This is a genomic window from Cyclobacterium lianum (genome assembly GCF_900143075.1).
Lineage (GTDB): Bacteria > Bacteroidota > Bacteroidia > Cytophagales > Cyclobacteriaceae > Cyclobacterium > Cyclobacterium lianum.
In genome coordinates this window covers 128,230-139,232 of the sequence record NZ_FRCY01000014.1, presented here as the reverse complement: position 1 = coordinate 139,232, position 11,003 = coordinate 128,230, and the positions used below count along the sequence as shown (strand labels likewise).

Genomic DNA, 11,003 nt, shown 5'->3' with positions numbered 1-11,003 from the left:
CTGGGTTCAGAACGTCGTGAGACAGTTCGGTCCCTATCTGTTGCGGGCGTGGGAAGTCTGCGGGGGGCTGTCCTTAGTACGAGAGGACCGGGATGGACCGACCGCTGGTGTACCGGTTGTGGTGCCAACTGCACCGCCGGGTAGCTAAGTCGGGAAGAGATAAGCGCTGAAAGCATCTAAGTGCGAAACTCGCCCCAAGATGAGACTTCCAAACAGGGCCGTCAGAGACGATGACGTTGATAGGCTGCAGGTGTAAAGCCAGAGATGGCAAAGCTGAGCAGTACTAATAGCCCGAAAACTTGAATAGCTGATCGGCATTGCATTTTCCGCAAGACACTGTCATAAAACAAAAGCATCACGGTAGCCACTAAGGCACCCGTAAAGACATAGGCGGCCCGGCGCAGGGGACCCACCTCTTCCCATCCCGAACAGAGAAGTTAAGCCCTGCAGCGCCGATGGTACTGGGGTTACACCCGGGAGAGTAGGTCGCCGCCTCATTTATTCAAAAGCCCTTTGGTAAACACCAGAAGGGCTTTTTTTATGCCCTATTACCCCGGAGCAGAAGAAGTATTCACCACAGATTACGCAGATTCGCACAGAGAAAATCCAAAACAAACCCCTTTTATCTTCTTCTATTCCTTATATGGTTCCCTTATTTTTTGAACCATATAAGTGATAAAAGGAAACATAAAGTTTCGGTGGAACCGGAGAAATGCATTGGTTAAATCACCGGGCTAGCTACAAAATACGCAGGTTGCACAGATAGCATAGGGATAGGGATGTGGTGTAAATCTGTCTGTCAAAAATTTAGCAACTACATTTTTCCATCCCGATCTGCACCGGCACATTAAATCGGCTCAATTCAGGCTGGCAACGGTAAGGGCCAGTTTTTTGTGATCCGGGCTGATAGAGATCCGGCTGATATCGCCGGGTATGTCAAAGGTGGCAATTTTCTCCCACTGTATACTTTTATTTACTTGTCGCAGGTACAATTCCTTGCCTCTCGCCATCAGTAATTTGTTTTTATCTACCCAGCAAAAATCCTCTGATCCCCCCAAAGCCAGGCCCAAACTTGATGTTTCCCTGGTCTCCGTATCGAAAGATTTGAGTTCATAGGTCGTTCTGCCATCTGCTACGATATTGCTGTTTTTGTCCAGAAACACAATTTCCGTGGTATTTGGTCTCTGTTGGATAGATCGACCTGGATTGAGGGCGACTTCATGTACATCTTCCCTGCTATAGGGATATACCAGCCTGCTGGGTTCGTCGATGACAGACAGGGCTGCTATGTCTTCATGCCATCCATAATATCCTACAGGTTGGATGTCATCATAAAGTAGCTCCGGCTCTCCCAGGTTGATTGGATACAACCAAAGCCTCTGGCTACTGTCTTCTTCTACGGTAATGGCCGATATGTATTGCCCACAATTGGTTAAATCGGGGGAAAATTCATGCTTATTTTGTGTCCTGGTCATATTGGAGAATTTTCCGCTCTCCCAGTTATACATGATAACGTCAAAGTTACCTGAGGGATCTTCGGCAGAAAATACAAGTTGTAAATCGTTGATGAATTTAGGCTGGTTATTGTACAATTCACCCTTGGTGATTCTCGTCGCTGTTTTAGGAAAAATTTTAAATCCCAGAATATTATTTTTGGTGTCTACCAGATAAATATCTGCAGGATCCTGCGCATGGGCGTAGCTTATAATTCCGATTAGCTGAATGAGTATTATGATCGTAATGTAAGCGAAAGGCTGTTTTTTGAAGCTATGTAAAGACATAAAAAAAGCTGGTTTAAATTTAATTCAAAACCAATTTACAAAATAGCTGTTATATTTTCAGTGGGAAAATTAGATTTATATACAGACAGGCACTTAAACCTGTTGAGAGGCCGTACAGACGAGCTTGCGGACAAGGCGGTTCAGGAACTCATTACAGATAAATCGTTGGTACTTGCTATCAACTCCTGGGAAAGCCTACCGGAAGAGCTCCCGGAAACATTTCCACCAGCTTTGATCAGGTATTTTCGGTTTTTTCGCAAGAAGCCTGCAACCAGGGATCAATCCTTTATCCGGGACATCCAGGCTTTTTTTGCATCTCATTCCGGATTGGTTTTATCTTTACTTGGTTTTTACTCATTGCCCTATACCTATGCATTCGGAGATGGTGCGGAGGTCTTGGTGAGATCTGAAAAGCTGGTGAAGAATCCAGGTAAGCGATTGGCCGAAACTGCCCTTTTTGTCCTGGAATGCTACCGTCCCGGGGCCTTTATGACCGACCAAAGGATTTTACTGGTGCTTGCCAAAGTGAGGCTGATTCATGCGATGTCCAGGTATTTTATCCGTAAATATGCTCGCGACTGGGATCCTGAATGGGGTCAACCGATCAATCAGGAAGACTTGCTCGCCACCAACCTATCTTTCAGTCTGCTGATCAGCAGGGGAATAAAAAAATCAAACCAATTTCTCTCTTCATCTGAACGCGAAAAACTTCTGGCCTATTGGGGATTGATCGGTTATTACCTGGGGGTAGAGCTGCAGTTTTGGCCGGAAACCAACAAGGAGGCCTTTGAATTGGAAAGAAAGATCAGAAAAAGGCATTTGAGGCCCTCCGAGGCGGGTACAACACTGCTCCAATCCCTCATGGGTTTTTATCGGCAAAACCTGGTGCATCCGGAGGTGTTGCCCTTTCTGGAGGATCTCCTACAATACTATATGGGGAAAGAAGTAAGTGTGGCGCTGAAATTGAATGCTTCCGGTAAAGTGCCGGATTGGCTGCTAAGAAATGTAATGAAATTAAATCTCTTTGGACAGCATCCGCGAGGTAGCAATTTTGGCCTGATTTACCGGAATTTTTTAAAAAACACCCGGCATTCACTGGGGTTTGATGTGGCCATCGATTTATCTCTTCCACATGGTAATAGTGCTTAAGGGCAATTTTTTTGTTGTCACATTGTTCATAAATGAACATAAATTGTAGTAAAATCGTACAGCTAGATTCTGAAAGATCCCCTGATTGGTCGCTACTCAGCTTTTTTATAAGTGGCATTCATTTCGTATGTTTATTCCTATGCCAAAGAAACCAACAGGACTGGTAGAAGGGATCATCTGGGTTTTAGCGCTTCTGGGAATATATTTTTTTGGAAGCTCCGGTGAACACCATTTTAGTCTTTGTCCTCTCGATATGCTTGGATTACCCTGGTGCCCCGGTTGTGGTCTGGGCAGGTCCATGCACCATCTGATGATGGGGCAGTTTCAATTGTCCTGGGAATTGCACCCTTTGGGAAGCTTTGCCCTGTTGGTCATTGTTTGGAGAATAGTCACGTTGATACACTTTATTAAAAAACAAAAAAAGTTATGGCAAATGTATTGAAACACTTACCTGAATTGGAAGGAATGGAATTGGGATACATTCAGGGAATACTTAAGGATATGAATGAAGAGCAGGCCGAGCTTTTTTCCCAGGTATACCGCGCCAGGAGAAAGGACAGCCAGATGATCCTCATTTTAACCCTGATCGGGTTTTTCGGTTTTGCCGGATTGCATCGTTTTATTCTGGGGCAGATTGGATTGGGTATCTTGTACCTGTTGACCGTAGGTTTGTGTTTCATAGGTACCATCGTAGACCTTGTGAATTACAAAAGTCTGGCATACGAATTCAATATTAAAGTGGCCCATGAGACACTTTCGCTAATGTCTGTAAATAGTAGTTTAAAAAAGGAGGATAAAAATGAATAATTCCCGTTTGCCCGCTATGGTTTCGGTGTTTATCCTCTTTCTGGCCGGCTGCAATCCGTTGCCTATGGAAACCATTTCGGATCTGGAGACATCTTTTGATGGCATCAGAAAAATTTCTGTCCGGGGCGGAGCACTGGAGGTGAGTTATACCGGTGGAGATGATACAGACAAAGTGTATCTGAGTGCCTACATTACCTCGACCGATCCTGAAATGCAAGGAGTGGTATTTCAGAGGTCCGGTGATGAGTTGATTGTTGAGTTCGATCCTGATCTGGATTTTTCCTTCTTTTTTGGAGATAGGGTTAAGGGTTTTATCAGCTTGGACGGCCCCTCGGAAATGGCGCTGGACATGCAGAACTCCTCCGGGACGCTGGAAGTCAGCCACGTGAAAAACGATTTTATCCATCTCCGGGGCAGTTCTGGTAAAATTGTAGCCAGCAACCTGGATTCTCCCAATCTTGAAGTCAAGCTTTCATCGGGCAAGGCCGAGCTGGAAAATATCCGTGGAGCATTGAAGCTGGCCCTGTCCTCGGGGATGGGGTCGCTCAAGGGAATGGAGGGGAACGTCGATTTTTCTGGTTCCAGTGGCATGGTGACCATTTCGGATGTCAATGGTCTGGTTTCCGGTGAGATGAGTTCCGGAAAAGCAGATCTCAGCAGGGTTCAGCGACTTGGAGAAATTTCCCTGTCATCAGGTATGCTGTCTGCTGAAAACTGCGGCTTCGGCAAGGAAACCCGGTTGTCCGCTTCTTCCGGATACATGAAAATAACTACAGATACAGACCTCAATTCTTTCAATTATGATTTTCAGGTAGGTAGTGGCAGGTTGAGTATAGGTGAAAGATCCAGCAGTGAGGATATGAAAATCCGCAACGGAGCGGAGTTTACCATTACAGGTAAATTGCAGTCCGGTCGGATGGATATTCAGGGGAGCTAATAGGGTTTCAGGGGTAGTGCAGCCCGCAATAGAGAGCCCTCTTATTGCTTAAAAAATGCCTGTCCCCGGCGGCGGGCAATGAAAATGATGTTTGGGCTCAGCAGTAGGAAGTATAGGGATTGATCCTAATAGTCCGACGTTAGCTTATCAGCAAAGCTGTACCTTGAGCCAGTCCGAACTTAGCCATAGGGTAGCCGAAAAAACAAAAAAGCAACCCTTTTGGGGTTGCTTTCCATTACTGATGTCAATGTTATGTTATGCGTTAACTACCTTCACATTCACTGCATTCAGACCTTTTCTTCCTTCTTTAAGATCGAAGGATACATCATCGTCTTCTCTGATTTCGTCGATAAGTCCAGAGACATGCACAAAATACTCTTTTGATGACTCGTCATCAATGATAAAACCGAATCCTTTGGACTCATTAAAAAATTTTACTTTTCCTGTGTTCATAATTGAAATTAATTGATTGTATTAATGGCAGTAAAGGTAAGGAAACTTTTTGCAAATAAAACTGTTATTAAAATTATTTTTTATGATTTAACGATTTCTTAAAAAGCAATTTTGAATAAAAAAGGAACTTCGACAATAAATATTCTTTTTACTTGTTTTTATTTCATTAAATCAATTCCTTCCTCCAGGCATTTTTTTACCTCATCTTCCGGCCAAATTCCTGATTGGACTTCTCCGATATGCTTTTTTCGTAATAGAAACATGCAGGTTCTGGACTGCCCGATGCCTCCACCTATGCTTTGCGGCAGTTCTCCGTTTAATAATTTTTGATGAAAAAACAGGTTTTTTCTTTTTTCTTCACCTGACATTTTCAATTGTCTTTCCAGGGTAGGCGCATCCACACGGATACCCATGGAGGACAATTCAAATGAGTTTTGCAGTACGGGATTCCAGACCAGTATATCACCATTTAATCCTTTGTGTCCCTCTGAGTTGTAACTGCTCCAGTCATCGTAATCAGGAGCCCTGCCGTCGTGCTTTTCTCCATTGCTCAGCAGATCTCCGATACCGATCAGAAATACGGCTCCATAGGCTTTGCAGGCCTCATATTCCCGTTCTTTCGGCGATAAACCGGGATATTGCTGCAGCAGTTCTTCTGCTTGTATGAAGGTAATCCTGTCTGGCAAAAATGGCTGCAGGTCCGGGAAAGCAGCGTTAATGGATTTTTCTAATTCCTGAAAAATACCGTAGATATTTTCCACGACAGCTTTCAAATAATCCAGGTTTCTTTCGGTGGTAGAAATCTTCTGTTCCCAGTCCCATTGATCTACATAAAGAGAGTGTAACGGAGAATAGTCTTCGTCTGGCCGCAGTGCCCGCATATCCGTCAGAATACCTTCACCTTCCTTGGCTTCCAGCTCTGCCAGCTGCCACCGTTTCCATTTGGCAAGCGACTGCACGACTACAGCAGAGGCGTCGGATTGGTTTTTAATGGGAAAGCGCACCGGTCTTTCTATGCCATTGAGATCATCATTGATGCCTGTTCCATCCATAATGGCCAGGGGACAAGATATTTTAAACAGGTTGAGTCTCTCTGCCATCATCACCGGGAAACGGGTTTTGATCAAGTCGATGGCCCGTTCAGTTTCTCTTCTGGTCAATATGCTCTTGTATTTCAGCTCACTGGGTGCTGCCATTTTGTTGTTTTTTCTTATGACAAATTTGAAAATTGGCGCAATATAAAATAAAAGAATTGAATACGGAGACTGTAGTCTCCGATTCAGGATTTTATGGCAAAAAGTTTATATAAACGGGTTTATGCATCTCAAAGCGGTACTCCGTCGGGCTTAAGGTGCCGGTTTTTGGATTTCTACTAAAAACCAACAGGTTATTTGAGTTTTGATTCCCTGTAATCAGATATTTTCCGTCGGGGGTAATGTTAAAATTCCGGGGCGCCAGCCCCCCCGATTCAATCGTCTGCGTATGCTTCAGCTTTCCCTGAGCATCAATCTGAAAAACGATGATTTCGTTTGCTTCTCCCCGATTGGATGCATAGAGGAATTTTTGATCCGGGCTTAGGCGAATTTCAGCCGCTCCTACAGATCCTGAAAACCCCTCGCTCAGCAGGCTATAGGTTTTCAGATGCTCCAAAACGCCATCCTCGTAGCGATAAACGCCGATTTCTGCGGTGATCTCATGGATGAGATACAAAATTTCTCCCGCTTCATCAAATACCATGTGTCTGGGACCAGCCCCTGGTTTTACCTTCAGCCTGAAAGAAGCTTCTGTATTCAGGGGTTTCTCTTCATCCGGGTTAAAATCATATACCACTACCTCGTCTGTTCCCAGATCAGCCACCAGCAGGCGGCTATCCTCCGGATGAAATAGGGCTGCATGGGCATGGGGCTGCTTCTGCCGGTTTGGGTGGACACTGCTTCCCTGGTGGCTGACTACCTGCACAGCGGCATGCAAGCGTCCATCATTTCCAATGGGGATCAGGGAAAAGTTACCGGACGAGTAGTTGGCCGCAACAATATATCTCTCAGAGGGGTCCATACTGAGGTAGCATGGCGCATCTCCTTCCGCAGATACAGAATTGATATAGGTCAGCCCTTCGTCTGTTAGAGCAAAGGAACTCACCTTTCCTCCTCCGTCTCCTCCTGTTTCTTCAACAGAAAAAACCAGATTTTGATCTTTATTGCTTACAACAAATGAAGGGTTATCCGGCTCCGAGGCAGTAGCAATCAAATTGAAACCGCCATTTTCAGGTTTGAATTCTAGCAGGTGGATACCCTGTTCGGGGGTGGAAGTATAGGTACCCAGTAAAAAGGAATAGGTTTGGGACATCTCATCCAGGCTTTTTTCGGCGCTATGATCTGTCGACTGTCCACAGGCAGCGACCATCACTATAGCCGGAATCAGGTTATTGATTTTCATTTTCTTTTGTCTCGTGTTCACTTGCAAGTTCATGGCTTTTGGGATGGTACTTGCCTTTAAGATCATCCAGTTTTGATCCCCGCCATAATTTTACCCCGGTAAAATACGATGCCCTGCCAATCATATGGGCACCCACAGGGGCAGTAAGCAGCATGAACAAAATGATGGCCATCACACGGGAATAGATGCCAAATTCGTTGAAGTAAACGCCGGCAGCAATCAGCAGCAAACCGATGCCCAGGGTAGCAGCCTTGGTAGTCACTGAAATTCTTAGGTACAGGTCCGGCATCCGTACCACACCCACGGCTGCCAGCAATATAAAAAGGGCGCCAAGTGAACTGAGCCCGATGATTACGTATTCATTCATTTTTTTCTCTTTTTTCAAGGTAATAGGAAAAAGCCACGGTGCCCAGGAAAGCGATCAGGGCCATGATCATGGCGATGTCCAGAAATGCCGGTTGGTTGGTATGAATGCTGTAGATGGTAATGATGCCTATCCCTGTGGTCAGTAACAGATCAAGCGACACCACCCGGTCCGATAGGCTGGGGCCGATAATAAAGCGGATAAATATCAATAAGGTAGATACCGCCAATACAGGTAATATGATATAATATAAATAATCGTATATACTCATCTCAATATCTCTAATAACTTGCGTTCGAAGCCGTTTTTAATATCCGCAATAAATTCGTCCCTGTCATGAACATACATGGCATGCACATACAACACTTTCCGGTCATCTGATACATCCAGGCTCAGCGTACCCGGGGTGAGAGAAATCAGATTGCCGAGCAGGGTAATCTCCAAATCTGATTTTGCCGTGAGCGGTATTTTGATGATGCCGGGTTTCATGTAGAAACTGGGGGTAATCACGTCATAGGCCACCTGAAGATTGGCTTTGATCAGTTCGTACAGGAAAAAAAACACAAAAGCAATCAGTTTTGGTCCCCGGTAAAAGTATTTGTTTTCCCTGCGGTCTTTCGAAATGAGCCACATGAGAAAGAAACTCAATACAAATCCAAAGACAAAATTCACAAATGAAAACGATCCGGTCACTGCCAGCCAGATGAAGGAGAGCAGTAGATTGCTGAGAAACCTGGTTTTTATCATTTTTCCTTTGATTTAAATACCCAAAACGGCCTGAATGTAAGCGGACGGATCCATCAGGTTTTCGGCTATGTGGATGGCCATCTGCATGATCCACTCTGCTCCGAACCCAATAGCCAATGAAATCAATGACAAGAAGGCGATAGAACTGATCATTGCTTTCCGTTTCAAGGGTTTCAATTCTTCAAAATATTTGATTTGTTTCTTTTTAGGTAATGCGGCCCCATCTTTCCAAAACACAGCTGCCCACATCCTGGCTATTATGAATAAGGTAAGGAAACTTCCCAATATAATAAAGGCAATGATCAAAATATTTGAAGTAGCGATTGCACCCTTTATCAGCATCAATTTTCCCCAAAATCCAGACAAGGGCGGAATGCCCACCAGCGAAAACAAGGGCACTGCCATCAACAGGCTGAGCAGGGGCTTGTCTTTGTAAAACCCGCCCAACAGTCGCATCGAGTAGGTGCCTTTAAACTTAAATATCAATCCACTGACCATAAACAGGTTCGTCTTCACGATGATATCGTGTACCAGGTAAAATATCGCTCCCGCGATGGCAATGGTACTGTAAATCCCCAATCCTGCCAACATAAAGCCGATATGGCAAATGATCAGGTAGCTAAACACCTTTCGGATATTGTTCTGGATTAACGCTCCGACACCTCCGGTTAGCATGGTCAGCATGGCCAGGATGGCAATGACCGATGCCAGGAAATCATCCGGAACAAATATCAGGGAGAATACCCGCAACAATGCATAAACCCCTACTTTGGTAAGTAAACCTCCAAATATCGCTGAAATAGCAGGAGGGGGGGTATGGTAAGATGCCGGCAACCAGAAATACAGTGGGAAAACCGCTGATTTAATGCCAAAGCCAATCAGGAACAGGATTGCGGTCACGTTTACCAGGCCCCGGTTTTCAACCTGTGCTATCTGCAGGGAAAGGTCAGCCATGTTTAGGCTGCCAGTCAATCCGTACAAGATGGCGATAGCGGTAAGGAAGATAACTGAGGCCAGCAGATTCATGGTGACATACTTGATCGCTCCTTCAATCTGCGCTTTTTCCCCCCCGATTGTAAGCAAAACAAAGGAAGAAATGATGATGATTTCAAACCAAACATACAGGTTAAAAATATCACCGGTGAGGAAAGCGCCGCTGAGGCCCATGATCAGGAGGTGGAGAATAGGGAAATACCCAAACTTCACCCTTGCATTCCGGATACTTCCTACTGAAAATACACTTACAGCCAGACCGGATATTGCTGTCAGCAACACCAATAGCGCACTGAAAGTATCTGCGACGAAAGTAATGCCGAAAGGAGCCATCCAGCCCCCTGCCTGCATGGATTGAATGCCTTCCTGCCGTACTTGTATCAGGAGCAACAGACTGATCAACAAAGCAATCAGCGAACCAATGACTGATATCAGCTTTTGAAGGTTCTTGCTGTTCCAGGAAAACATCAGGATTACCGCGACAAAAAGCTGGAATATTACCGGTAAAACAATAAAGGGATTATTCATAAGTCTTCGTCGGTTGCATTCATTTCGTCCAGATCGTCTGTTTTTACCACTTTATAGGCCCTTTTGATCAGAATAATCGCAAATGCCTGCAGGCCAAAACTAATGACAATCGCAGTAAGTATCAGCGCCTGGGGTACTGGGTCAGCATAGAGTTCCCCAAGCATTTTTTCGGTTTCTTCAATGATGGGTGGTTTGCCTTTTACAATTTTACCCAGTAAGAAAATAAGCAGATTGGCTCCGTTGCCAAGCAGGATCAATCCGATAATTAGCTTGACCAGGCTTCTTCTCAGCATCATATAAATGCCTGCTGCATACAAAAGTCCAATGATGATAACGAGCAATATCTCCATATTACAAACCTTCCGATATGGTAAAAATAATCGTGAGCGTCACTCCGATGACAACCAGATAAACCCCGGTATCAAAAAATAAGGCGGTACCCACCGACCCTATCACAGGTACAGCTTGCTTCATCCATAGACCTGTCATGAATGTTTCACCAAACAGTAGCGGCAGGGCCCCTGCAAGAAGCGCTAAAAGCAGGCCGACCGGCATCAGGAAGCCGGGATGGAATTTCACAATATTTTTGGTCCGCTCTATGCCATTGGCAAAGGAATGGATTACAAATGCGATGGCTGCCATCAAGCCCCCGACAAAGCCGCCTCCGGGAAGGTAATGGCCCCTTAGCAATATAAATACGGAAAACAGCAACAGCAAAGGGAGTAGGTAAGCAGAAGCTGTTTTAAATATTAATGTTTTCATTGGTCTGAGTTTTCGTTTGCTGTGTGTACCCTGCTTTCTGTACCCG

The 11,003-nt window shown here is 45.0% G+C and carries 14 protein-coding genes and 2 rRNA genes; 6 read left to right on the top strand and 10 right to left on the bottom strand.

The features are described 5' to 3' along the window. Together BUB19_RS18915 and rrf are read left to right on the top strand one after the other, a co-directional pair. Window positions 1–307: ribosomal RNA gene (locus tag BUB19_RS18915) — 23S ribosomal RNA — on the top strand; the annotation flags it as partial. Between the two features lie 79 nt (window positions 308–386). Further along, window positions 387–498: ribosomal RNA gene (gene rrf / locus BUB19_RS18910) — 5S ribosomal RNA — on the top strand. Window positions 499–857: 359 nt separating this feature from the next. On the opposite strand, the gene BUB19_RS18905 is transcribed toward rrf, so the two are convergent. Beyond that, entirely contained in the window at window positions 858–1,781 is a 924-nt protein-coding gene (locus tag BUB19_RS18905) for a TolB-like translocation protein (protein ID WP_073096776.1), read from the bottom strand. A gap of 60 nt (window positions 1,782–1,841) precedes the next feature. Between BUB19_RS18905 and BUB19_RS18900 the strand changes: the two genes are divergently transcribed. The 4 genes from BUB19_RS18900 to BUB19_RS18885 all read left to right on the top strand — a co-directional run bounded on the left by BUB19_RS18900 (window position 1,842) and on the right by BUB19_RS18885 (window position 4,674). Beyond that, window positions 1,842–2,930, top strand: a complete 1,089-nt coding sequence (locus tag BUB19_RS18900; RefSeq protein WP_073096773.1) for an oxygenase MpaB family protein — start codon at window positions 1,842–1,844, stop codon at window positions 2,928–2,930. Between the two features lie 139 nt (window positions 2,931–3,069). Next, a complete protein-coding gene (locus BUB19_RS18895; RefSeq protein ID WP_073096811.1) occupies window positions 3,070–3,372 on the top strand; it encodes a DUF2752 domain-containing protein in 303 nt (100 codons plus the stop codon). Next, window positions 3,357–3,737, top strand: a complete 381-nt coding sequence (locus BUB19_RS18890; protein ID WP_073096769.1) for a TM2 domain-containing protein — start codon at window positions 3,357–3,359, stop codon at window positions 3,735–3,737. Before BUB19_RS18895 ends, BUB19_RS18890 begins: the two co-directional genes overlap by 16 nt. After that, the gene (locus BUB19_RS18885; protein WP_073096767.1) at window positions 3,730–4,674 is read left to right on the top strand and encodes a DUF4097 family beta strand repeat-containing protein; all 945 of its coding nucleotides are present in this window, start codon (window positions 3,730–3,732) and stop codon (window positions 4,672–4,674) included. The genes BUB19_RS18890 and BUB19_RS18885 overlap by 8 nt, the downstream gene beginning before the upstream one ends. Window positions 4,675–4,929: 255 nt before the next feature. On the opposite strand, the gene BUB19_RS18880 is transcribed toward BUB19_RS18885, so the two are convergent. The 9 genes from BUB19_RS18880 to BUB19_RS18840 all read right to left on the bottom strand — a co-directional run bounded on the left by BUB19_RS18880 (window position 4,930) and on the right by BUB19_RS18840 (window position 10,957). After that, on the bottom strand, window positions 4,930–5,127 hold the full coding sequence (locus BUB19_RS18880; RefSeq protein ID WP_014020889.1) for a cold-shock protein: 198 nt from the start codon (window positions 5,125–5,127) through the stop codon (window positions 4,930–4,932). Window positions 5,128–5,285: 158 nt separating this feature from the next. Next, a complete protein-coding gene (gene asnA, locus BUB19_RS18875; protein ID WP_073096765.1) occupies window positions 5,286–6,323 on the bottom strand; it encodes an aspartate--ammonia ligase in 1,038 nt (345 codons plus the stop codon). A gap of 91 nt (window positions 6,324–6,414) precedes the next feature. Then, window positions 6,415–7,563, bottom strand: coding sequence for a lactonase family protein (locus tag BUB19_RS18870; RefSeq protein ID WP_073096762.1), 1,149 nt, complete (start codon window positions 7,561–7,563; stop codon window positions 6,415–6,417). Further along, entirely contained in the window at window positions 7,550–7,930 is a 381-nt protein-coding gene (mnhG, locus tag BUB19_RS18865) for a monovalent cation/H(+) antiporter subunit G (RefSeq protein ID WP_073096760.1), read from the bottom strand. The genes BUB19_RS18870 and mnhG overlap by 14 nt, the downstream gene beginning before the upstream one ends. Beyond that, complete coding sequence (locus BUB19_RS18860; RefSeq protein ID WP_073096757.1) at window positions 7,923–8,198, bottom strand: cation:proton antiporter; 276 nt, start codon at window positions 8,196–8,198, stop codon at window positions 7,923–7,925. The genes mnhG and BUB19_RS18860 overlap by 8 nt, the downstream gene beginning before the upstream one ends. Beyond that, window positions 8,195–8,674, bottom strand: a complete 480-nt coding sequence (locus BUB19_RS18855) for a Na+/H+ antiporter subunit E (RefSeq protein ID WP_178371535.1) — start codon at window positions 8,672–8,674, stop codon at window positions 8,195–8,197. The genes BUB19_RS18860 and BUB19_RS18855 overlap by 4 nt, the downstream gene beginning before the upstream one ends. Before the next feature lie 12 nt (window positions 8,675–8,686). After that, complete coding sequence (locus BUB19_RS18850) at window positions 8,687–10,195, bottom strand: proton-conducting transporter transmembrane domain-containing protein (protein WP_073096755.1); 1,509 nt, start codon at window positions 10,193–10,195, stop codon at window positions 8,687–8,689. Further along, the gene (locus tag BUB19_RS18845; protein WP_073096752.1) at window positions 10,192–10,545 is read right to left on the bottom strand and encodes a Na+/H+ antiporter subunit C; all 354 of its coding nucleotides are present in this window, start codon (window positions 10,543–10,545) and stop codon (window positions 10,192–10,194) included. The genes BUB19_RS18850 and BUB19_RS18845 overlap by 4 nt, the downstream gene beginning before the upstream one ends. Window position 10,546: 1 nt before the next feature. Then, window positions 10,547–10,957: a Na+/H+ antiporter subunit B gene (locus tag BUB19_RS18840; RefSeq protein WP_073096749.1), complete on the bottom strand. Its 411-nt coding sequence runs from the start codon at window positions 10,955–10,957 to the stop codon at window positions 10,547–10,549. Between the last annotated feature and the right edge of the window lie 46 nt (window positions 10,958–11,003).